This is a genomic window from Variovorax sp. 05T418 (assembly GCF_056396385.1).
Genome location: NZ_JBFTLJ010000003.1, coordinates 1 through 21171, shown reverse-complemented (window position 1 = coordinate 21171; position 21171 = coordinate 1). Strand labels below are relative to the sequence as shown.

20 protein-coding genes are annotated in these 21171 nt (G+C 68.7%); 5 read left to right on the top strand and 15 right to left on the bottom strand.

From position 1 onward, the window contains the following. Positions 1-102: 102 nt before the first annotated feature. From AC1DMS_RS06075 to AC1DMS_RS06055, 5 genes are all read left to right on the top strand, one after another. Entirely contained in the window at positions 103-1080 is a 978-nt protein-coding gene (locus AC1DMS_RS06075) for an ABC transporter ATP-binding protein (protein WP_478180819.1), read from the top strand. Further along, on the top strand, positions 1077-2390 hold the full coding sequence (locus AC1DMS_RS06070; protein WP_018906489.1) for an amino acid deaminase: 1314 nt from the start codon (positions 1077-1079) through the stop codon (positions 2388-2390). Before AC1DMS_RS06075 ends, AC1DMS_RS06070 begins: the two co-directional genes overlap by 4 nt. 10 nt (positions 2391-2400) lie before the next feature. Continuing rightward, entirely contained in the window at positions 2401-3312 is a 912-nt protein-coding gene (locus tag AC1DMS_RS06065; protein WP_012746369.1) for a MurR/RpiR family transcriptional regulator, read from the top strand. Continuing rightward, positions 3309-4781, top strand: a complete 1473-nt coding sequence (locus tag AC1DMS_RS06060; protein ID WP_478180818.1) for an N-acyl-D-amino-acid deacylase family protein — start codon at positions 3309-3311, stop codon at positions 4779-4781. Before AC1DMS_RS06065 ends, AC1DMS_RS06060 begins: the two co-directional genes overlap by 4 nt. Positions 4782-5142: 361 nt before the next feature. Beyond that, the gene (locus AC1DMS_RS06055; RefSeq protein WP_478180817.1) at positions 5143-5790 is read left to right on the top strand and encodes a flavin reductase family protein; all 648 of its coding nucleotides are present in this window, start codon (positions 5143-5145) and stop codon (positions 5788-5790) included. 27 nt (positions 5791-5817) lie between these two features. On the opposite strand, the gene AC1DMS_RS06050 is transcribed toward AC1DMS_RS06055, so the two are convergent. From AC1DMS_RS06050 to paaI, 15 genes are all read right to left on the bottom strand, one after another. Continuing rightward, a complete protein-coding gene (locus AC1DMS_RS06050) occupies positions 5818-6621 on the bottom strand; it encodes a lysostaphin resistance A-like protein (RefSeq protein WP_478180816.1) in 804 nt (267 codons plus the stop codon). An 11-nt stretch (positions 6622-6632) separates the two neighbouring features. Further along, a complete protein-coding gene (locus tag AC1DMS_RS06045; RefSeq protein ID WP_436042733.1) occupies positions 6633-7193 on the bottom strand; it encodes a methyltransferase family protein in 561 nt (186 codons plus the stop codon). Positions 7194-7223: 30 nt separating this feature from the next. Then, the gene (locus AC1DMS_RS06040; protein ID WP_018906485.1) at positions 7224-7982 is read right to left on the bottom strand and encodes an SDR family NAD(P)-dependent oxidoreductase; all 759 of its coding nucleotides are present in this window, start codon (positions 7980-7982) and stop codon (positions 7224-7226) included. Beyond that, positions 7982-10042 carry a phenylacetic acid degradation bifunctional protein PaaZ gene (gene paaZ / locus AC1DMS_RS06035; protein WP_478180815.1) on the bottom strand — a complete coding sequence of 687 codons (2061 nt, stop codon included), beginning with the start codon at positions 10040-10042 and terminating at the stop codon, positions 7982-7984. The genes AC1DMS_RS06040 and paaZ overlap by 1 nt, the downstream gene beginning before the upstream one ends. A gap of 154 nt (positions 10043-10196) precedes the next feature. Then, a complete protein-coding gene (locus AC1DMS_RS06030) occupies positions 10197-10928 on the bottom strand; it encodes an ABC transporter ATP-binding protein (RefSeq protein WP_478180814.1) in 732 nt (243 codons plus the stop codon). Then, positions 10925-12820, bottom strand: a complete 1896-nt coding sequence (locus AC1DMS_RS06025) for a branched-chain amino acid ABC transporter ATP-binding protein/permease (protein WP_478180813.1) — start codon at positions 12818-12820, stop codon at positions 10925-10927. The genes AC1DMS_RS06030 and AC1DMS_RS06025 overlap by 4 nt, the downstream gene beginning before the upstream one ends. After that, the gene (locus AC1DMS_RS06020) at positions 12817-13845 is read right to left on the bottom strand and encodes a branched-chain amino acid ABC transporter permease (protein WP_012746378.1); all 1029 of its coding nucleotides are present in this window, start codon (positions 13843-13845) and stop codon (positions 12817-12819) included. The genes AC1DMS_RS06025 and AC1DMS_RS06020 overlap by 4 nt, the downstream gene beginning before the upstream one ends. Before the next feature lie 97 nt (positions 13846-13942). After that, on the bottom strand, positions 13943-15091 hold the full coding sequence (locus AC1DMS_RS06015; protein ID WP_192323016.1) for an ABC transporter substrate-binding protein: 1149 nt from the start codon (positions 15089-15091) through the stop codon (positions 13943-13945). A 37-nt stretch (positions 15092-15128) separates the two neighbouring features. Next, a complete protein-coding gene (paaE, locus tag AC1DMS_RS06010; protein ID WP_278881047.1) occupies positions 15129-16223 on the bottom strand; it encodes a 1,2-phenylacetyl-CoA epoxidase subunit PaaE in 1095 nt (364 codons plus the stop codon). Positions 16224-16226: 3 nt separating this feature from the next. Continuing rightward, a complete protein-coding gene (gene paaD, locus AC1DMS_RS06005) occupies positions 16227-16760 on the bottom strand; it encodes a 1,2-phenylacetyl-CoA epoxidase subunit PaaD (RefSeq protein WP_423838448.1) in 534 nt (177 codons plus the stop codon). Then, complete coding sequence (gene paaC / locus AC1DMS_RS06000; RefSeq protein WP_478180812.1) at positions 16754-17533, bottom strand: 1,2-phenylacetyl-CoA epoxidase subunit PaaC; 780 nt, start codon at positions 17531-17533, stop codon at positions 16754-16756. Before paaC ends, paaD begins: the two co-directional genes overlap by 7 nt. Before the next feature lie 172 nt (positions 17534-17705). After that, positions 17706-18002: a 1,2-phenylacetyl-CoA epoxidase subunit PaaB gene (gene paaB, locus AC1DMS_RS05995; RefSeq protein WP_012746383.1), complete on the bottom strand. Its 297-nt coding sequence runs from the start codon at positions 18000-18002 to the stop codon at positions 17706-17708. Further along, positions 17999-19012 (bottom strand): 1,2-phenylacetyl-CoA epoxidase subunit PaaA, encoded by a 1014-nt coding sequence (paaA, locus tag AC1DMS_RS05990; protein WP_436301397.1) that lies wholly within the window; start codon positions 19010-19012, stop codon positions 17999-18001. The genes paaB and paaA overlap by 4 nt, the downstream gene beginning before the upstream one ends. Positions 19013-19053: 41 nt before the next feature. Continuing rightward, positions 19054-20364: a phenylacetate--CoA ligase PaaK gene (paaK, locus tag AC1DMS_RS05985; RefSeq protein ID WP_478180811.1), complete on the bottom strand. Its 1311-nt coding sequence runs from the start codon at positions 20362-20364 to the stop codon at positions 19054-19056. 14 nt (positions 20365-20378) lie between these two features. Further along, on the bottom strand, positions 20379-20822 hold the full coding sequence (gene paaI, locus AC1DMS_RS05980) for a hydroxyphenylacetyl-CoA thioesterase PaaI (protein ID WP_278881040.1): 444 nt from the start codon (positions 20820-20822) through the stop codon (positions 20379-20381). Positions 20823-21171 lie beyond the last annotated feature (349 nt).

The window sequence follows — 21171 nt, the reverse complement described above, 5'->3', positions numbered from 1 at the left end:
GGCCGGGGTGGGGGCACGCGGCCGTTCCATCGTTGCGACGGCTTCCACCGCCCAGAGCCCCCACCCCAACCCTCCCCCGGAAGGGGAGGGAGAAAGCCTACGATGACCACCGCCGCTCCCCTCATCGAAGTCCGCGGACTCAAGAAATACTTCGGCGCCAGCGACCGCCCGGTGCGCGCGGTCGACGACGTGTCCTTCGCGATCCAGCCCGGCGAAACGCTGGGCCTCGTCGGCGAATCGGGCTCGGGCAAGAGCACCATCGGCCGCACCGTGCTGCGCCTGGTCGAACGCACCGAGGGCCAGGTGCTCTACCGCGGCGACGACATCGGCGCGCTGTCGGCCGAACGCATGCGCAAGCTGCGCAGCAAGTTGCAGATCATCTTCCAGGACCCGTATGCGAGCCTGAATCCGAAGATGCGCATCAGCGCGATCCTCGGCGAGGCGCTGTCCACGCACGGCCTGCACAAGGGCGCAGCGGCGCGCGACAGGCGCATTGCCGAGCTGCTCGAAACCGTGGGCCTGCGCGCCGAGCATGCGAGCCGCTTTCCGCACGAGTTCTCGGGCGGGCAGCGCCAGCGCATCGGCGTGGCGCGCGCGCTGGCCGTGGAGCCCGAGTTCATCGTGGCCGACGAGCCGCTGTCGGCGCTCGACGTGTCGATCCAGTCGCAGGTCATCAACCTGCTGGCCGACCTGCGCGAGCGGCTCGGCCTCACCATGCTCTTCATCTCGCACGACCTCGACGTGGTCGAGTACCTGTGCGACCGCGTAGTGGTGCTGTACCTCGGCAAGGTGATGGAAGTGGCGACCACCGACGAGCTGTTCGCGCGGCCTTCGCATCCCTACACCCAGGCGCTGCTGGCGGCGAGCCCGAAGCCCGACCCGACGCTTGCCACCGAGCGCATCGCGCTCAAGGGCGACATCCCGAGCCCGATCTCGCCGCCTTCGGGCTGCGTGTTCCGCACCCGCTGCCCGCACGCCATCGAGGCCTGCGCGCAGACCGTGCCGCCGCTCGACGAGATTTCCGCCGGACACTACAGCGCCTGCATCCGAAAAGAGCTGCTCTCCAACATTGCCGCATGAACACCATGACCGACACCACCGCCGACCCGGAATTCAACGACCCGCTGCTGGGCAGCAACTTCAAGGGCTACCCGCGCACCCAGCCGCCGCGCCGCCGCAGTGAAGTCGGCGCCGCGGGATGGAACGTGCTCGCGGGCGACCTGCCGCTGCCGCTGGCCGTGCTCAAGCGCGAGGCGCTCGAGCACAACCTGGCCTGGATGCAGTCGCGCGTGCGCGCCTGGGGCATCGACCTGGCGCCGCACGGCAAGACCACCATGTCGCCGCAGCTCTTCCGGCGCCAGCTCGACGCCGGCGCCTGGGGCCTGACCTTCGCCACCGTCACGCAGCTGGCGGTGGGCGTGGCCGCCGGCGCGCGCCGCACGCTCATCGCCAACCAGGTGGTGAGCGACGAAGACCTGGCCGGCATCCAGCTGCTGCTGCACGCGCACGCCGACCTGCGCGTGGTGTTCCTGGTCGATTCGCTCGCGCAGCTCGCATTGATCGAGGACTGGTCCAAGCGCCATCCCGAGAGCGTGCCTTTCGAGGTGATGCTGGAGATCGGCGTCGAGGGCGCACGCACCGGCTGCCGCACGCATGAGGAAGCCGTGGCGCTTGCCACGCGGCTGCGTGCCAGCGATGCGGCCAAGCTCGTGGGCATCGAAACCTACGAAGGGCAGGGCGCCACGGGTTCCAGCGAAGCCGACGCGGCCTATGCCAGCGCGCTGATGGACCGCGTGGAAGCCATCGCGCGCCACTGCGACACGCAGCAATTGTTCGAAACCGACGAGGTGCTGGTCTCGGCCGGCGGCTCGGCCATCTTCGACCTAGTGGCGGGGCGCCTGAAGCCCGCGCTGGGTTCGCCAGTGCGCGGCCTGCTGCGCTCGGGCTGCTATGTGACGCACGACCACGGCTTCTACAAGCGCATGGTGAGCGCGGTGGACGAGCGCCTGGGCTGCGGTTGCGGCGAGAGCCTGCGCCCCGCGATGGAGGTGTGGGCAACGGTGCAGTCGCGGCCCGAGCCGGGCCTGGCGATCCTGGCCGTGGGCAAGCGCGACATCTCCTTCGACCTGTCGATGCCGGTGCCCATCGCACGCGCCGCACGCGGCATGCTCGAAGCGCAGGCCGTGCCCGCCGGCTGGAAGATCAGCGCGCTCAACGACCAGCACGCCTACCTGCGCTGGGACGCCGCCGAAGAGGCGCAGGCCCCCGTGGTCGGCGACCGCGTGGGCCTGGGCATCTCGCACCCCTGCACCACCTTCGACAAATGGCACTGGATGCCGGTGGTCGAAGAGAACTACCGCGTGAGCGACGCCGTCGCCATGCATTTCTGAACCCGCTGCGATGACTCCTTCCCTGCTTCAGAAGATCGCGCAGGCCCGCAGCAGCGCGCCGGCCACGCGGCGCGCGATTCTCGACCTGATCCTCGAAGACCCTGACCGCGCGCTCGAAGAGAGTTTCGAGCAGCTGGCCGAGCGCTCGCGCAGCTCGGTGCCCACCATCATGCGCACCTGCCGCGACCTGGGCTTTGCGGGGCTGCGCGAATTCAAGCTCGCGCTCGCGCAGGAGCTGGCGCTCGGCGGCTCGCCGCTGCACCGGCGCGTGAACATCGAGGATGCGGCCGACGAAGTCGTCGGCAAGATCGCGCGCAGCGCGGCGGCCTCGGTGTCCGGCGTGCGCGGGCAGCTCGACATGCAGGTGCTCGAAGGCGCCGTGGCCGCCATCGCGGCCGCACCGCACGTCGACCTGTACGGCGCGGGCGCCACCTCGTGGTTCATGGCCAACGACCTGCAGGCGCGGCTCTTCAGGCTCGGCCTCTCGGCCAATGCCTGGGCCGACTACCACCTGCAGCAGGTGGCGGGTGCGGCGCAGCGTCCGGGCGGCGTGGTCATCGCCATCTCGCACGTGGGCGGCATGCCTTCGCTGCTCGATGCGGTGGACATCGCGCGCGGGCAGGGCGCCAAGGTGGTCGCGCTCACGCGGCCCGGCACGGCCCTGGCGGCCAAGGCCGACTTCCTGCTGGGCCTTTCGGTGCCCGACGATGCCGTGATGCACGTGGGCATCGATGCCTACCTGACGCACCTCACGGCGATCGAGATCCTCACGGTGCTGGTGGCCCAGCGACGCGGCGAACCCGCGGTGCAGCGCCTGCAGCGCGCGCGCGAAGCCTTCCAGCGCCACGGCATCGACGCCACCACGCATCCGCTGCAAAGCTGGGACGGCGGCGGCATCAACACGGGAGGGCCCGCATCGTGAGCGATCGATCGAAAGCCATCCTGCTCGAGGCCGGACTCGTGGTCGACGGCTCGGGCGGGCCTTCGTGGCCCGGCGACGTGCTGCTGCGGGACGACCGCATCGTCGCGCTCGGCGAAGGCCTGCGCGGGCGGCTGCCCGAAGGCCTCGCGCCCGAAGACGTCGAGATCGTCGACTGCCGCACGAAGGTGATCGCACCCGGCTTCATCGATGCGCACACGCACGACGACGCCATCGTGCTGCGCGACCCGCTGTGCCTGCCGAAGGTGTCGCAGGGCATCACCACCGTGGTGACGGGCAACTGCGGCATCTCGCTCGCGCCGTACCGCACGCCGCAGTCCAAGCCGCCGCTCACGCTGCTGGGCGCGGAATCGTTCAGGCATGCGACCATGGCCGAGTACCGCGCGGCCGTCGATGCCGCGCAGCCCGCGCTCAACGTGGCGGCGCTGGTAGGCCACACCACCTTGCGCTTTGCAGCGATGGAAGCGCTTGATCGTCCGGCCAGCGGCGACGAGCTCGCGCGCATGGCGGCGCTGCTCGAGGGCTGCATGGCCGAGGGCGCGCACGGCTTGTCGTCGGGGCTGTTCTATGAAGAAGCATTTGCTGCGCCGGCCGAAGAAGTGACCGCGCTCGCGCGCGTCGTGGCAAGGCACGGCGGCGTCTACGCCACGCACCTGCGCAGCGAGATGCAGCAGATCATCGAGGCGCTGCATGAAGCGGGCGACACCGCTTTCAGCGCCGGTGTGCCGCTGGTCATTTCGCACCACAAGTGCGCGGGCCCTGCCAACTGGGGCCGCACGAAGGAAACGCTGCCGTTGATCGAAGCGCTCGCGCAGCGGCAGAAAATATCGATGGACGTGTACCCCTACGTGGCCGGTTCCACCGTGCTGCGCGAAGACCTGGTCGACGGCGTCATCGACGTGCTGCTGACCTGGTCCGACCCGCACCCCGAGATGACCGGCCGCCTGATCTCCGACATCGCGCGCGAGTGGGGCACCACCGAGCAGGAGGCGTGCTTGCGCCTCAAGCCTGGTGGCGCCTGCTACTTCCAGATGCAGGAAGAAGACGTGGAGCGCGTCATTGCGCATCCGCTCACCATGATCGGCAGCGACGGCCTGCCGCACGACCGCCATCCGCATCCGCGGCTGTGGGGCGCCTTCCCGCGCGTGTTCGCGCGCTACTGGCGCGAGCGCCGCCTGTTCACGCTCGAGCAGGCCGTGCACAAGATGACCGGCATGACCGCGCGCAACCTGCGCATCGCAGACCGCGGGTTGCTGCGTGTGGGTGCGATGGCCGATGTGGTGGTGTTCGACCCCGAGACCATTGCCGACACCGCCACCTACGACAAGCCGCACGGCGTGAGCCTGGGGGTGGAGCGGGTGTTCGTGAATGGGGTGCTCGCGTATAGGGGCGGTGATGCTGAAGCGAAGGTGCTCGCGCGGGCGGGGCGGATGCTGACTCGAGGGAGCTGAGGCGCACGTTGCGCTGGGGTCTTGTGTTCGGGGCGCGTGCACAGGCCACCGGGTACTCCCCTCCGCGAATGTCCCCCGGCCTGCGGCCTCCTCCTTGATTTCGCTGCGGGGAGCACCCGATGCCCTGTGCACCTGGGCACGCCGCTGGTGTACCGCTGATCAACAACTGCTCTGTCCAACGCTCCCGCTGATGGGGTGCCTTGCGCAGCGAAATCAAGGGGGAGGCCGAAGGCCGGAGGACATTCGCGGAGCAAGGGACCCCGTCGGCGGGAGCGCGCCCCGAACAACAGCGCCAAGCCGAACAACGCCAAGCCGAACAGCGGCGCCAAGCGCGCGCGCAGAAGGCGTGGCATGCTGGCGCATGGCCCATTCCACACCGCTTTCCGACTCCCCGGCCCAGCCTTCGTCTTTCCACCGCCGCCCGGTCCCCCTCGCCAAGGCCTACCGCCTGCTCAACCACGGCCCCACCGTCCTCGTGAGTGCGGCGCATGGCGGCCAGCGCAACATCATGGCTGCGGCGTGGGCAATGCCGCTGGATTTCGATCCGCCCAAGGTGGCGGTGGTGCTCGACAAGAGCACCTGGACGCGCGTGCTGCTCGAAGGCGCGGGCAGCTTCGCGCTGCAGGTGCCCACGCGGGCGCAGCTCGATCTCACCGATGCGCTGGGCAACAGCTCGGGCCGCGAGATCGTGGAGCGCGACGGGCACGACAAGTTCGCGGCCTATGGCCTGCAGACCTTCGCGGGCGTTGCAACCGAGGCGCCGCTGCTGGAAGGCTGCGCGGCCTGGCTCGAATGCCGCCTGCTGCCCGAGCCGCCGATCCAGCAGCGCTACGACCTGTTCCTGGGCGAGGTGATCGCGGCGCAGGCCGATGCGCGCGTGTTCGCCGACGGCCGATGGAACTTCACCGGGCATGACGAGCTGCGCACGCTGCATCACGTGGCGGGCGGGCATTTCATCGTCGATGGCGAGGCCATCGATGCGCGGCCGCTGGCACCCGTGCCCCGCTAGCCTTGCCGCGCGTGGCCGGCTCCCGTTTCAGGGAACGGGGTTGCGCGCGACCGGTACCACCAGCATGCGGCGCAATGCGAGCACGCCGCACAGGCCCGCGATAAAGACGAGCAGCAAGGCCCACGCCGTGTCCGCCGTCGAGCTGCCATCCGGCCAGTCGCCGATGAAGATCGTGCCGCTGTTGTAGGCCGCGTGCAGCGCGATGCACGGGATGAGCGAGCGGCTGCGCTCATAGAGCCATCCGAGCACGGTGCCCATCACCAGGCCCACGACGAACTGGTAGATGTTCAGGTGCGCGGCGCCAAAGAGCAGCGCCGAGCCCACGATGGCCTGCCAGCGCGAATAGCGCAGCAAGAACCCGCGCAGCACGATGCCGCGGAACAGCATTTCCTCGAGCAGCGGCGCCATCAGGCACACGGCCAGGGTGGCCGCGACGCTGCCGTCGGCCATGCGGCTGAACATCGACTCCTCCCAGGCGGAAAGCGGCGCGATGAGAATCAGCAGGTTGAGCACGGCGCTCATCACCACCATCAGCCCCGGCACGAGCAGCAGCACGGGCGGCACGACCAGCATCAGGGTGGCGCGGGCGGAAGCCGGCGACTGGTGGAAGAGTTCGCGGTAGCTGAGCTTCTGCTGGTGCATGACCACGGCGAACACGCAGCCGTTGCCCAGCACCGCCGACAGCACGCCGAGCTGCATGCCGTTCAGGCCGAGCCAGCGATTGGCATCGCGCAGCGCCGCGCCAATGACGAATTCGCAGAGAAACACCGCGAGGAACAGCAGCGCGGCCTGCGTGGCAGAGGGAAAGGCCGTGCTTTTGGGGGAGGGCATGGGCTGGGCTGCTACAGCACGAACGGAATGAAGCGCCGCGTGCCGCGCATGTATTCGCGGTAGTCGTCGCCGAAGTGCGCGATGCATTCCTTCTCGTCGCTCAGGGCCGTGAGGAACAGCAGCACCGTGGCCGCCACTACCAGCGCCAGCGTGAGCCAGGTGAACTGTTTGAGGAAGGCGCCCCAGGCCAGCAGCATGAGCGCCGTGTACATCGGGTGGCGGATGTAGCGGAAGGCGCCGGTCGAAACAATGGAAGAGGTCTTCTCGAAACCGTAGAGCGCCGGATCGTCGCTGCGCGCCTCGGTCGGCTTGCCGTGGGCCTTGAGCAGTTTCACCGCATGGATCGGCAGCCAGATCGACAGCGCGAGGAATACGCAGGACAGCAGCTGGGTGAACGACAGCGGGTCCACATGCCACACCGGCAGGTTCACGATGATCAGCGCCAGCATGCATTCCCACGCGAAGAAGCGGTAGAAGCCATGCGAGCCGGGCTGGCGCAGCGGGCCGCGCGAAACGTACAGCAGCGCGGCCGTACCGGCGACGAAAAGAAAGATCTGGAACCAGGCAAGCATGGCGGCCGAATTTACACGGGCCGCCCGGCTTCAGCCAGAGATGGAGAATCCGCCGTCGACCGGGATCGCGGTGCCGGTCACGTAGTCGGAAGCAGCGCTCGCAAGGAACACCGCGGTGCCGGCGATGTCGGCCGGCTGGCCCCAGCGCCCGGCAGCGGCGCGGGCCACCACGCGGTCATAGAGACCCGGGATCTGGCTGCGGGCGCCGTCGGTCAGCTCGGTCTCGAACCAGCCCGGCAAGATGGCATTGACCTGGATGTTGTCGGCCGCCCACGAAAGCGCGGTCGACTTGGTGAGCTGCACGATGCCCGCCTTGCTCGCGGCATAGGCGGGTGCGTAGGGCGCGCCGAAGATCGACATCATCGAGCCGATGTTGATGATCTTGCCGCCGCCGGCCGCCTTCAGGTGCGGATGCGCAGCACGGCTGCAGAGAAAGGCGCTGGTCAGGTTGGTGTCCAGCACCAGGCGCCATTCGTCCAGCGCGAGCTGGTCGACGGGCTTGCGCACGGTGGTGCCGGCGTTGTTGACGAGGATGTCGAGGCGGCCGCAGCGCGCGGCTGCTTCATCGACCGCCTTCTGCACCGAGGCTTCGTCGGCCACGTCGACTTCGAGCGCGAAGCTGTCGCTGCCCAGGGCCCGGAGCGCCTCGACCGCGGCGGCCGACTTCTGCATGTTGCGCGCGGCAATGACGACGCGGGCGCCGGCCTTGGCCAGCCCCTGCGCCATGCCCAGGCCGATGCCGCCGTTGCCGCCGGTGACGAGCGCTGCTTTTCCTGTGAGATCGAACATCAGGTGGTTTCTGGTTTCTTGGAGACGAGGGTCAGGATATCGTAGCTCGCGACCAGCTCGCCGTCCTGGTTCGTCACCTCCACGTCCCAGGCCACCACGCCCTGTCCCTGGCCGCTCGCGTCCTTCCTGTTGCGGTCGATCTTGCGCTTGCAAGTGAGGCGTGCGCGGATGGTGTCGCCGATGCCCACGGGCTTGACGAAGCGCAGCGTGTCGAGGCCGTAGTTGGCAAGCACCGGGCCCGGCGCGGGCGACACGAACAGGCCCGCCGCGGCCGACAGCACGAAGTAGCCGTGCGCGATGCGTTTGCCGAACGGCGACTCCCTGGCCGCCACCTCGTCGAAGTGCATGTAGAAATAGTCGCCCGAGATGCCGCCGAAGGCCACGATGTCGGCCTCGCCGACGGTGCGGCGGTGCGTGAGCAGCGAGTCGCCGATGCGCAGGTCTTCGAAGTGGCGGCGGAACGGGTGCACCTCGCTCTCGCGCACGGCCGCGCCGCGCACGTGTTCGCCGGTGATCGCGGCCAGCATGGTGGGCGAGCCCTGCACCGCGGCGCGCTGCAGGTAGTGCTTCACGGCGCGCAGGCCGCCGAGCTCTTCGCCGCCGCCCGCGCGGCCCGGGCCGCCATGCTTGAGCTGCGGCAGCGGCGAGCCGTGGCCGGTCGATTCGGCCGCGGCCTCGCGGTCGAGCACCAGCAGGCGGCCATGCCATGCGGCGGCCACCGGAATGGCCCTGGCCGCGATGGCCGGGTCGCGCGTGACCAGCGTGCCGACCAGGCTGCCGCGCCCGCGCGCGGCCAGCGCCAGGGCTTCGTCGATGCCGTCAGCACTGTCATAAGGCATCAGCGTGCTGACGGGGCCGAAGGCTTCGACATCGTGCGCGGCGTCGTGCTCGAGGGGCTTCCGGCTCAGGAGCAGCGTGGGCGCGAAGAAGGCACCTCCGGCCACGCCGTCGCCCACCGGCGAGAAGCCGTCGCGCTCGCCGTACACCAGCTCGGCGCCCTGCAGCAGCGTGGCGACGCGCTCGGCTACGTCGGCCTGCTGCGCATGCGAGGCGAGGGCGCCCATGCGCACCTCTTCGCGCGAGGGATCGCCGATGACGGTCTTGGCCAGCCGCGCGCGAAGGCGTTCGGCCACCGCATCGAGATGCTGGCGCGGCACGATCGCGCGCCGGATGGCGGTGCACTTCTGGCCGGCCTTGACGGTCATTTCGCGCGCCACTTCCTTCACGAACAGGTCGAACTCCTCGTCGCCCGGCGTCACGTCGGGCGCGAGGATCGCGCAGTTGAGCGAGTCGGCCTCGGCGTTGAACGGGATCGAGTGGCGCACCAGGTTCGGGTGTACGCGCAGCCTGGCGGCGGTGTCGGCCGAGCCGGTGAAGGTGACCACGTCGGCCCCTTCGAGCCGGTCGAGCAGGTCGCCCGTGCCGCCCACGACCAGCTGCAGGCTGCCCTCGGGCAGGATGCCCGACTGCACGATGAGCCGCACCAGCGCCTCGGTGAGATAGCTGGTGGCCGTGGCCGGCTTGCCGATGCAGGGCATGCCCGCGAGAAAGCTGGGTGCGAATTTCTCGAGCAGGCCCCACACCGGAAAGTTGAAGGCGTTGATGTGCACCGCCACGCCGCCGCGCGGCACCAGGATGTGCGTGCCCGCAAAGCCGCCCTTCTTGCCGAGCGCAAAGGCCGGGCCTTCGTGCACCAGGTTGCCCGAGGGCAGCTCGTTGCTGCCGATGCCGGCATAGGCAGCGAGCGTGCCGGCGCCGCCTTCGATGTCGATCCAGCTGTCGGTGCGCGTGGCGCCCGTGTGGGCCGAGACCGCGTAGAGCGTTTCCTTGTGGGCCGCCAGGTGCTTGGCCAGCGCCTTCAGCCGCTCGGCGCGCTGCTGGAAGTCGAGCGCCATCAGCGCCGGCAGGCCGACGCGGCGCGCATGGGCGAGCGCCTCGGAAAAGTCGATGGCTTCGGCGTGCGTGCTGGCCACGGGCTGGCCGTTGACGGCGCTGCGCAGCTGCTGCGCGCCCTGCTGGCCGATCCAGCGGCCGGCGATGTAGCTTTGAAGGGTGGTCATGGTGATGTCCTTTCGCTGTCTTGGTATTGCTCCTTCCCCTTCCGGGGGAAGGTAGGGATGGGGGCAAGTGGCGTTCGTTCGGCGCAGTGCTCTGTCAAGCGCCGCTCGCCCCCACCCCAACCCTCCCCCGGAAGGGGAGGGAGAAAGGCAGGGGTCATTCCTTCTTTCCGATGCCCAGGTAGGTGTCGATGATTCTCTGGTCGTGCATCAATTCGCGTGCATGGCCTTCGAGCGCGACGGCGCCCATCTCGAGCACATAGGCCCGGTCGGCCACCTGCAGGGCGGCGCGTGCGTTCTGCTCCACCAGCAGCACCGAGACGCCATGGCTTCGCAATTGCGAGACCACGCGCAGCACTTCGCGCACCACCAGCGGCGCCAGGCCCAGCGATGGCTCGTCGAGCATCAGCAGGCGGGGCCGCGCCATCAGCGCGCGGCCGATGGCCAGCATCTGGCGTTCGCCGCCCGAGAGCGTCGAAGCCAGCTGCGGCTTGCGTTCGCGCAGCCGCGGGAAGATCTCGAACACCTCTTCCATGCGCGCACGCTGGTCGCGCTTGCCCTTGCGCCACTGGTAGAAGCCGCCGAGCAGCAGGTTGTCCTCGACCGACATCTCGCCGAACAGCTCGCGCCGCTCGGGCACCAGCGCCACGCCGCGCGCCACCATGGTCTCGACGCTCGGGCGCGCGATGCGCTCGCCGTGCAGCATGAGCGCGCCGGTGGAAGGCAGGAGCCCCATCGCCGCGCACAGCAGCGTGGTCTTGCCGGCGCCGTTGGGGCCGATCACGGTGACGATCTCGCCTTCGTTCACATGCAGCTGCACGCTGTGCACCGCCTCGACGCTGCGGTAGGCGACGCAGAAGCCGTCGAGTTGGAGGATGGGCGTGCTCATCTTGCGTCCTCCAGCAGTTCGTCGTCGGCACCGCCCAGGTAGGCTTCGAGCACGCGCGGATTGGCCTGCACTTCGGCCGGCGTGCCGGTGGCGATCACGGTGCCGAATTCAAGCACCGTGATGCGGTCGGCCAGGTTCATCACGAATTCCATGTCGTGCTCCACCACGAGGATGCCCAGGCCTTCGGCGCGCAGCTGGTCCAGCAGCACCGAAAGCGCGCGCTTCTCAAGGTGGCGCAGGCCCGCGGCGGGCTCGTCGAGCAGCAGCACCGAAGGCTGGCCGGCCAGCGCGCGTGCAATCTCGACCACGCGCTGCTGGCCCAGCGAGAGCGATGCGGCCGGCGTGTCGGCATGCGCGCCGAGGCCGCAGCGCTCGATCTGGCGGCGCGCCTCGGCCATCAGTGCGGCTTCCTCGGCGCGGTCCAGCCGCAGCATCGCGGCGAGCCAGCCGCGCCTGGCGCGCAGGTGGGCGCCGAGCGCCACGTTCTCGGCCACGCTGCGCTGCCCGAGCAGGCGCACATGCTGGAAGGTGCGGCCCAGGCCCAGCGCGGCGAACACGCGCGAGGGCCTGGCCGTCATCGGCTGGCCCGCGAGCCGCACTTCGCCGGCGCTCGGATCGTCCACGCCCGAGACCATGTTGAAGAAGGTGCTCTTGCCCGCGCCGTTCGGTCCGATCAGCGCATGGATCTCGCCGGCCTTCAGCGTCATCGAGATGTCGTTGTTGGCCACCAGGCCGCCGAAGCGCTTGCTGACCTTGGTGGCCTGCAGCAGCACCTCGCCCCGGGCGGGCAGGTTGCGCTGCGCGAGCTGCACGGCCGGCGCGGTATGGCTCGCGGCCGGGGCATGTGGGCGCACCCAGCGGCTCGCGATGCGCGCGAGCGTGGGCCACAGGCCGTCCGCGAAGCGCTGCAGCACGAACAGCATGAGCAGGCCGAACACGATCACTTCGAAGTTTCCGCTGCTGCCCAGCAGCGATGGCAGCACGTCCTGCAGCTTTTCCTTCAGCAGCGTGATGAGCGCGGCGCCCAGCACCGCACCCCACAGGTGGCCCGCGCCACCGACCACCGCCATGAACAGCAGCTCGATGCCGATGTTCAGGTTGAAGGGCGTCGGATTCACGAAGCGCTGCAGGTGCGCATAGAGCCAGCCCGAGACGGCCGCCAGCAGCGCAGCCAGCACGAACAGCTTCACGCGGTGGCGCGCCGTGTCCACGCCCATCGACTCGGCCATCAGCCGCCCGCCCTTGAGCGCGCGGATGGCCCGGCCTTCGCGCGAGTCGAGCAGGTTGTGCATGGCCCATAGCGCGAGCAGCAGCACGGCCCAGATCACCACGCCCAGCGCGCGCGGCGTGGCCAGCGAGTAGCCGGCAATCACCAATGGCGGCACGCCGGTGATGCCCGTCTGCCCGCCGAGGAAGTCCATGTTGCCGAGCAGGTAGTACAGGCTCAGGCCCCAGGCGATGGTGCACAGCGGCAGGTAGTGGCCCTGCAGCTTGAGCGTGACCGCGCCCAGCGCCCAGGCCAGCGCAAAGGTGAAGGCGAGGCCGAGCATCAGCCCGGCCCACGGCAGCAGCGCGGGGCCCACGGCGCCGCCCAGCCATGCGGCGGCCATGGGCGAGGTGCAGATCCACGCGGTGGCGTAGGCACCCATGCCGACGAATGCGGCCTGGCCGAAGGAGGTCATGCCGCCCACGCCGGTGAGCATCACCAGCCCGGCCGCGACCAGCGCATAGAGCCCGATGTTGCTGAGGACCGAGACCGTGAACTCCGGCAGGAAGCCCCAGGCGAGGGCCAGCGCCGCCACGCAGGCGAGCGTCAGCTGCCGGGGCGTGACCAGCGCGCGGCCGGCCGGTGCGGCGGCGGTTGCAGTGGTGCTGGACGGGGTGTTGTTCATTCCTCGTCCTCCACATGGTGGCTGTGCAGTGAACGCCACCACAGCACCGGAATGATCAGCGTGAACACCAGCACCTCCTTGAACGGACTGGCCCAGAACGAGGCAAAGGCCTCGAGCTGCCCGACCAGCAGCGCGCCCGCGAGCGCCAGCGGATAGCTCGCCAGCCCGCCCACGATGGCGGCGACGAAGCCTTTCAGCCCGATCAGGAAGCCGGTGTCGTAGTACACCGTGGTGAGCGGCGCAATCAGCAGGCCCGAGACCGCGCCGATGAGCGCCGCAAGCGCAAAGCTCAGGTCGCCCGAGAGCTCCGTCGGAATGCCCGACAGCCGCGCGCCCACGCGGTTGATGGCGGTGGCGCGCAGCGCCTTGCCGATCATCGAGCGGCCGAAGAAAAGAAACATTGCAAGCACCAGCAGCAGCGTGACGCCAACCACCACCAGCGACTGCCCGCCGACCGGGATGCCGCCGATGTCAAAGCGCTCCTCGGAGAATGCCGTGGTGCGATAGCCCTCGGCACCGAAGAACAGGAGGCCCAGGCCCACCAGCACGCCATGCAGCGCGACGGAAACGATCAGCAGCATCAGCACGTTGGCGCTGGCCAGTGGCCGGTAGGCCAGGCGATAGAGCAGCGGCCCGAGCGGCATGATGAGCAGCAGCGTGGCGAGCGCCTGGCCCGCCATCGACGTGGGCTTGAGCAGCAGCACCAGCGCGGCCGCGGCCAGCGGCAGCACCACGCACCATGCGAGCGCGGAGGCCCAGTCGACCACCGCGCCGCGCTTCCAGCGCCAGAACTCGACCACCAGCACCATCGCCGCCAGCGCGAGCAGCAGCCACAGCGTGGCCGGCACGCGGCCGGCCTGCAGCACCGCCATCGAGAGCGCCCCGAAGGCGACGAACTCGCCCTGGGGAATGAAGATGACGCGCGTGACCGAGAACACCAGCACCAGCGCGAGCGCCATCAATCCGTAGACGGCACCGTTCACGATGCCGTCCTGCCCCAGAAGCAGGGCGATCTGCAGATCCATAGAAAAACCTTCGGGCCTTGCCCGTGTGTCGAATCAGTGTCCGGCGCGAGCCCCCACCCCGACCCTCCCCCGGGAGGGGAGGGAGCAAGACCTGCGATCAGGGTTGGTATTTCCAGGCGCCGTTCTCGATCTTGACCATCACGCGTGCACGCTGGTCCAGGCCCAGATGGTCATTGGCAGTCATGTTGAACACGCCATGCGCGCCCGACACTTCCTTGACCTGCTCGAGCGCGTCGCGCAGCGCGGCGCGGAACTCGGGCGTGCCGGGCTGCGCCTTCTTGAGCGCCACCGGCACGGCCGAGGTCATCAAGAGGCCCGCGTCCCAGGCGTGCGCGCCGAAGGTCGACACCGAGTTCTTGCCGTTCGCGGCCTCGTAGGCCGTGACGTAGGCCAAGGCCGATTTCTTCACCGGATGGCTCGCGGGCAGCTGCTCGGCCACCAGCACCGGACCGGCAGGCAGGAAGGTGCCTTCCACGTCCTTGCCGCCGACGCGCAGGAAGTCGGCATTGGCCACGCCGTGCGTCTGGTACATCTTGCCGGTGTAGCCGCGCTCCTTGAGCGTCTTCTGCGGCAGCGCGGCCGGCGTGCCCGAGCCCGCGACCAGCACCGCATCGGCCTTGGCGGCCATGATCTTCAGCGCCTGGCCGGTCACCGAGGTGTCGGTGCGCGCATAGCGCTCGTTGGCCACGATCTTGAGCTTCTTCAGCTCCGCCGCCTTGGCGAATTCCTGCGACCAGCCCTCGCCGTACGCATCGGAAAAGCCGATGAAGGCCACCGTCTTCACGCCGCTCGCGGCCATGTGCTCGGCAATGGCGAGCGACATCATGATGTCGTTCTGCGGCGTCTTGAAGACCCACTGCTTCTTGGCATCCATGGGCTCGACGATGCGGGCCGACGCGGCAATGGAGATCATCGGCGTCTTGGCTTCGCTCACCACGTCGATCATCGCGAGCGAGTTGGGCGTGGTGGTCGAGCCCAGCACGATGTCGACCTTGTTCTCGGCGATGAGCTTGCGCGTGTTGGCCACCGCGGCCGTGGTGTCCGAGGCGTCGTCCAGCACGATGTAGTTGATCTTCTGGCCGCCGATGGTCTTGGGCATCAGCGCAATGGTGTTCTTCTCGGGAATGCCGAGCGAGGCGGCCGGGCCGGTGGCCGACAGCGTCACGCCCACATTGACGTCGGCCCAGGCCGCGGCGGCGGTGGCGCACAGCGCGGCGATCAGCAGGGGCTTGAAGAAAAATTTCATTTTGGACTTGTCTCCGGGTTGAAAAATCGTTGTGGCGTCAACGCTCGTCGAAGGACAAGGTGACGCGCTCTGTGAGAGGGTGGGCCTGGCAGGTCAGCACGAATCCCGCGGCTACTTCATTCTTGTCGAGCGCGAAGTTTCTTTCCATGCGGACTTCCCCCTCCACCAGCTTCGCGCGACAGGTGCCGCACACGCCGGATGTGCAGGAGAACGGCACTTCGAGCCCGGCGGCCGACGCCGCATCGAGGATGCTCGGCTGCCCTTCGGTGAAAGTGATCTCGCGCTGCAGCCCGTCGCGCACGATGGTGATGCGCGCCTGCTTGGCATCGCCGGGCAGCGCTTCGTGCACCACCGCACCCACCTGGCCCGCCGACGCGGCCGAAGGCAGCGCAACGCCGAAGCGCTCGATGTGGATGCGTTCCTCGGGCACGCCCGCGGCCAGCAGCGCGGCCTCGGCCTCGTCGTTCATCTGGAACGGGCCGCAGATGTAGGCGTGGTCGATGCCGGCCGCCGGCACCAGCGTGTTCAGGAATTCGCCGATCTTCTCGCGGTTCATCACGCCGCGGCCCAGCGGCGAATCCGTCTGCTCGTCGGAGAACACCAGCTGCAGCGCGAGCCGCGTCATGTAGCGGTTCTTCAGGTCCTCGATCTCTTCCTTGAACATCGTGGACTGCAGCTGCCGGTTGCCGTAGATCAGCGTGAAGCGGCTCAGCGGTTCGCGCGCCAGCACGGTCTTCATGATCGAGAGGATCGGCGTGATGCCGCTGCCGCCCGCAATGCCGACGTGGTGCCGTGCGGAGCCCGGCTCGATCGGCACGAAGAAGCGGCCCTGCGGCGCCATCACCTGCACCGTGTCGCCGGGCTGCAGGTGCGCGTTGATCCAGTTGGAGAACACGCCGCCCTGCACCTTGCGCACGCCCACGCGGAGCTCGCCGTCGTCCAGGCCGGCGCAGATCGAATAGGAGCGGCGCAGGTCCTGGCCGTCGATGTCGCGGCGCAGCGTGAGGTACTGGCCCTGCGTGAAGCCGAAGACCTGCTGCAGCGCGGGCGGCACTTCGAACGAGACGATGACGGCTTCCGAAGTGTCGGGCTCGACGGTCTTCACGCGCAGGGGATGGAAGAGGGTGCTCATCGCTCAGATCGGCTTGAAGTGTTCGAAGGGTTCGCGGCAAGTCATGCAGCGATACAGGGCCTTGCAGGCGGTGGAGCCGAAGGCGGAGAGGCGTTCGGTGTGCTCGCTCGCGCAGCGCGGGCAGGCAATGCGTTCGCCGCCGGCGATGCGGCCGAAGAGGCGGATGGGCATGGCGGTGCCGGCTGCGGCTTCGGGCGTGAGGTGGGCCGGCGGCGCAATGCCATAGGCCTTGAGCCTGGCGCGGCCTTCTTCGCTGATCCAGTCGCTGCTCCAGGCGGGCGCGCGGCGCAGGGTGGCGCGTGCGCGGCCGAGGCCCGCCTTTTCGATGGCGGCCAGCACGTCGTGCTCGATGGCCTCGGTCGCGGGGCAGCCCGAGTAGGTCGGCGTGAGCACGATCTCCAGGCCGTCCTCATGTTCGATCACCTCGCGCACGATGCCCAGGTCGCAGACCGACACGGCCGGCACCTCGGGGTCGAGCACGGTGTGCAGCACGGCCCAGGCCGCGTCGATGCGCGTTGCAATGGCGGTGCTCACCACACGCCTCCAGGATAGCTGCGCTGCAGGTGCTGCATCTCGGCCAGGATGTAGCCCATGTGTTCGCTGTGCACGCCCTGCTTGCCGGTGCTGCGGAAGGCGGTCTCCTGCGGCATGGCGAGCCCGGCGGCGTCGAGCACCTGCTGCATCTCGGCGAGCCACGGTTCGCGCAGTTCGCTCCATGCGGGGCCGAGGCCGCTTGCGCTGGCTTGCGCATCGACCGCATCGCTCTCGAACAGCTCGGGCATGTAGAGCCAGAGCTGCTGCAGCGCCTTTTCCGTGCGGCGGCGCGATTCGTCGGTGCCGTCGCCGAGCCGCACGACCCAGTCGCCTGAATGCTGCTGGTGGTAGCGCGCTTCCTTCACGGCCTTGCCGGCGATGGCGGCCACCTCGGCATCGCTCGATGCGGCAAGGCGCTGCCACAGCAGCTTGAGCAGCGTGGCGACCATGGTGTTGCGCACCACGGCAAAGGCAAAGTCGCCGCGCGGCAGCTCGACCAGCGTGAGGTTGAAGTAGTCGCGCTCGTCGCGCAGGTAGGCGAGCTGGTCTTCGTCGTGTTCGCGGCCGGCGCCTTCGAGCTTGCCGGCGTGCGTGAGCAGCGCGCGGGCCTGGCCGACGAGGTCGAGCGCGATGTTGGCCATGGCGATGTCTTCTTCCAGCACGGGCGCATGGCCGCACCATTCGCCGAGGCGCTGCGCGAGCACGAGGCAGGTGTCGCCTATGCGCAGCAGGTATTGCACGGGAGGTGTGCGGTTCAGTTCGATCGAGGCTTGCATTCAGTGGCTCCAACTCTGTCTTGCTCCCTCTCCCCTTGGGGAGAGGGTTGGGGTGAGGGCGTGGGCGGTGGAGGAAACCTGTCGGTGGCGAAGGCCGGCAACCCTCACCCTGGCCCTCTCCCGGAGGGAGAGGGGACAACTCAAAGTCCACTCGCGGGCGCTCATCGAGGTCTCACATGTGATCGACCGACTTGGGCAACTTGTAGAAGGTCGGATGCCGGTACACCTTGTCTTCCGCCGGATCGAAGAACATGTCCTTGTCCCCCGGGTCGCTCGCCACGATCTGGTCCGAGCGCACCACCCAGATGCTGCTGCCTTCCTGGCGGCGCGTGTAGACGTCGCGCGCCATCTGGATCGCCATCTTCGGATCGGCCGCATGCAGGCTGCCGCAATGCTTGTGGTCGAGACCGGCCTTGCTGCGCACGAACACTTCCCACAAGGGCCACTCTTGCTGGATATCGGCGCTCATGCGGCCTCCTTCATCGGTTGCTTGTTGGCGTAGGCCATCGCGGCTTCGCGCACCCACGCGCCTTCTTCCCAGGCATCGACGCGGGCTTGCAGGCGTTCGCGGTTGCAGGGGCCGTCGCCGCCGATCACGCGCCAGAACTCGCTCCAGTCGATGGCGCCGAAGTCGTGCGCCTGGCGCTCTTCGTTCCACTTGAGGTCGGGGTCGGGCAGGGTCACGCCGAGGATGCGGGCCTGCTCGACGGCGGCGTCGATGAACTTCTGGCGCAGCTCGTCGTTGCTGAAGCGCTTGATGCCCCAGCGCATCGACTGCGCGCTGTTGGGCGACTGGTCGTCCGGCGGGCCGAACATCATGACCGAGGGCCACCACCAGCGGTTGACCGCGTCCTGCACCATCGCCTTCTGCGCCTCGGTGCCGTGCGTCATCATCGTCAGCAGGGCTTCGTAGCCCTGGCGCTGGTGAAAGCTCTCCTCGCGGCAGATGCGGATCATGGCGCGTGCATACGGTGCGTAGGAGCAGCGGCAGATCGGCACCTGGTTCATGATGGCCGCGCCATCGACCAGCCAGCCGATGGTGCCCATGTCGGCCCAGGTGAGCGTGGGGTAGTTGAAGATCGAGCTGTACTTGGCCTTACCGCTGTGCAGCGCGTCGAACATCTGGTCGCGCGAGGTGCCCAGCGTTTCGGCGGCCGCGTACAGGTACAGCCCGTGGCCGCCTTCGTCCTGCACCTTGGCCAGCAGGATGGCCTTGCGCTTGAGCGTGGGCGCGCGGCCGATCCAGTTGCCTTCGGGCAGCATGCCGACGATCTCCGAATGCGCATGCTGGCTGATCTGGCGCACCAGCGTCTTGCGGTAGTGCTCGGGCATCCAGTCCTTCGCCTCGATGAAGTCGCCGGCGTCGATGTGCGCGTCGAAGCGCTCCTCGAGCCGCATTTCCTCGGCGGAGCGCACGGCTTTCTTCTGCTTGCCGTCGCCTGCGTCCTTGCCCATGGTGTCCATTGCCTGGGTGTACATGTGCGTGTCCTTTCTGTGCGGTGTGTGGGCGCGCGGGCGGCTCAGCGCGGGCGCGTGTCGATCACGCGGCGGGCCTTGCCGGTCTGCGTGCGTTCCATTTCGTCGGGGCCGTGCACGACCACGCGGGTGGAGATGCCGATGAGCGTCTTCACGCGTTGCTGCACCCAGTCGGAGATGGCGTTGCGGTCGGCCGCGGCGGCCTCGTGCGGTGTGAGTTCGCAGTGCACCTCGACCTGGTCGAGCAGGCCTTCGCGGCTCACGCGTACCTGGTAGAGGCCGGTGAGCGCGCTGTGCGCGAGCACGATCTCTTCCACCTGCGTGGGAAAGACGTTGACGCCGCGGATGATCATCATGTCGTCGCTACGCCCGACGATCTTGCCCATGCGGCGGAACGAACGCGAAGTGGGCGGCAACAGGCGCGTGAGGTCGCGCGTGCGGTAGCGCACGATCGGCATGGCCTCCTTGCTGAGCGAGGTGAAGACCAGTTCGCCTTCCTCGCCGTCGGCCTTGAGCTCGCCGGTGTCGGGGTCGATGATCTCGGGGTAGAAGTGGTCTTCCCAGATGACGGGGCCGTCCTTGCTCTCGACGCATTCGCTGGCCACGCCGGGGCCCATCACTTCGGACAGGCCGTAGATGTCGACCGCATCGAGGCCGGCCTTGCCCTCGATGTCGCGGCGCATGGCCTCGGTCCACGGCTCGGCGCCGAAGATGCCGATCCGGAGCGAGCTGTCCTTGGCATCGAGGCCCTGGCGCTCGAACTGCTCGATGATCACCTGCATGTAGCTGGGCGTGACCATGATGATGTCGGGCTTGAAGTCCTGGATCAGCTGCACCTGCTTCTCGGTCTGGCCGCCCGACATCGGGATGACGGTGCAGCCCGCGCGCTCGGCGCCGTAGTGCGCGCCAAGGCCGCCGGTGAAGAGGCCATAGCCGTACGACACGTGCACCATGTCGCCGGCACGGCCGCCCGCCGCGCGGATGGAGCGCGCGACCAGGTCGGCCCAGGTGTCGATGTCCTTGAGCGTGTAGCCGACCACGGTCGGCTTGCCGGTGGTGCCCGACGAGGCATGGATGCGCGCCACCTGCGCGCGCGGCACGGCGAACATGCCGAAGGGGTAGTTGTCGCGCAGGTCGGTCTTCACCGTGAACGGAAACTTCGAGAGGTCGGCCAGCGACTTCAGGTCATGAGGGTGCACGCCCTTGGCATCGAAGGCCCGGCGATAGTGCGGCACGTGGTCGTAGGCGCGCTGCAGCGTGGCGCGCAGGCGCTGGATCTGCAGCGCGGTGATCTCGTCGCGGCTCGCGGTTTCGATGGGCTCGAGCTCGCCGGGGGCAGGGTGTCTGGCTGTCATGGGCTTGTGTCTCCTCAGGCGGCAACGGCGGGGCGGCCCTTGGCGGTGTACGAACGGCCGCGGAACATGGCGATGCGCTCGCCGCGCTGGTTGGTGATCTCGGTGTCGTACACGCCGGTGCGGCCGGCCTTCGACACTTCGAAGCAGCGCGCGGTGAGCACGTCGCCTTCGCGTGCCGGTGCGATGAAGTCGATCGAGAAGCCCGAGGCCACGGTCAGTTCGTTGTACGAGTTGCACGCGAAGGCAAAGGTGGAGTCGGCCAGCGTGGCCATGAAGCCGCCGTGGCAGATGGCATGGCCGTTGAGCATGTCGGTGCGCACGCGCATCTCGAGCGTGGCCTGGCCGGGGCCGACCTCGACGATGCGCATGCCGAGGCCCTTGGAGGCGTTGTCGTTCGCGAACATGCCGTCGCGGACGTACTCGGCGGTTTGCTGGGGGGTGCGGGTGGTGTCGGTCATTCTTGGGTTCCGCTTGTGCCGGGCTTGGGGTGTCTTGTTTCTTGGCGCTGTTGTTTTTGTTGTTCGCGTTGTTCGGGGCGCGTGCACAGGCCACCGGGTACTCCCCTCCGCGAATGTCCCCCGGCTTCGCCTCCTCCTTTATTTCGCTGCGGGGAGCACCCGATGCCCTGTGCACGGTGGGCGCGGCTCTTGTGCCGGCCGATCAACCAATGCTCTGTCCAACGCTCCCGCTGATGGGGTGCCTTGCGCAGCGAAATGAATGCGAAGGGACTTCTCGCTTCCTGGTCACGGCATCGAGTGCCAAGATTGATTTGCGAAGTCAATCTGAAACCTTTGGAAGGAGAAGCCC

What these genes read in the sequence shown, in the direction of transcription:
- AC1DMS_RS06075 (WP_478180819.1), top strand. Translation starts at nt 103, where the DNA reads ATGACCACCGCCGCTCCCCTCATCGAAGTCCGCGGACTCAAGAAATAC.
- AC1DMS_RS06070 (WP_018906489.1), top strand. Translation starts at nt 1,077, where the DNA reads ATGAACACCATGACCGACACCACCGCCGACCCGGAATTCAACGACCCG.
- AC1DMS_RS06065 (WP_012746369.1), top strand. Translation starts at nt 2,401, where the DNA reads ATGACTCCTTCCCTGCTTCAGAAGATCGCGCAGGCCCGCAGCAGCGCG.
- AC1DMS_RS06055 (WP_478180817.1), top strand. Translation starts at nt 5,143, where the DNA reads ATGGCCCATTCCACACCGCTTTCCGACTCCCCGGCCCAGCCTTCGTCT.
- AC1DMS_RS06050 (WP_478180816.1), bottom strand. Translation starts at nt 6,621, where the DNA reads ATGCCCTCCCCCAAAAGCACGGCCTTTCCCTCTGCCACGCAGGCCGCG.
- AC1DMS_RS06045 (WP_436042733.1), bottom strand. Translation starts at nt 7,193, where the DNA reads ATGCTTGCCTGGTTCCAGATCTTTCTTTTCGTCGCCGGTACGGCCGCG.
- AC1DMS_RS06040 (WP_018906485.1), bottom strand. Translation starts at nt 7,982, where the DNA reads ATGTTCGATCTCACAGGAAAAGCAGCGCTCGTCACCGGCGGCAACGGC.
- paaZ (WP_478180815.1), bottom strand. Translation starts at nt 10,042, where the DNA reads ATGACCACCCTTCAAAGCTACATCGCCGGCCGCTGGATCGGCCAGCAG.
- AC1DMS_RS06030 (WP_478180814.1), bottom strand. Translation starts at nt 10,928, where the DNA reads ATGAGCACGCCCATCCTCCAACTCGACGGCTTCTGCGTCGCCTACCGC.
- AC1DMS_RS06025 (WP_478180813.1), bottom strand. Translation starts at nt 12,820, where the DNA reads ATGAACAACACCCCGTCCAGCACCACTGCAACCGCCGCCGCACCGGCC.
- AC1DMS_RS06020 (WP_012746378.1), bottom strand. Translation starts at nt 13,845, where the DNA reads ATGGATCTGCAGATCGCCCTGCTTCTGGGGCAGGACGGCATCGTGAAC.
- AC1DMS_RS06015 (WP_192323016.1), bottom strand. Translation starts at nt 15,091, where the DNA reads ATGAAATTTTTCTTCAAGCCCCTGCTGATCGCCGCGCTGTGCGCCACC.
- paaE (WP_278881047.1), bottom strand. Translation starts at nt 16,223, where the DNA reads ATGAGCACCCTCTTCCATCCCCTGCGCGTGAAGACCGTCGAGCCCGAC.
- paaC (WP_478180812.1), bottom strand. Translation starts at nt 17,533, where the DNA reads ATGCAAGCCTCGATCGAACTGAACCGCACACCTCCCGTGCAATACCTG.
- paaB (WP_012746383.1), bottom strand. Translation starts at nt 18,002, where the DNA reads ATGAGCGCCGATATCCAGCAAGAGTGGCCCTTGTGGGAAGTGTTCGTG.
- paaA (WP_436301397.1), bottom strand. Translation starts at nt 19,012, where the DNA reads ATGTACACCCAGGCAATGGACACCATGGGCAAGGACGCAGGCGACGGC.
- paaK (WP_478180811.1), bottom strand. Translation starts at nt 20,364, where the DNA reads ATGACAGCCAGACACCCTGCCCCCGGCGAGCTCGAGCCCATCGAAACC.
- paaI (WP_278881040.1), bottom strand. Translation starts at nt 20,822, where the DNA reads ATGACCGACACCACCCGCACCCCCCAGCAAACCGCCGAGTACGTCCGC.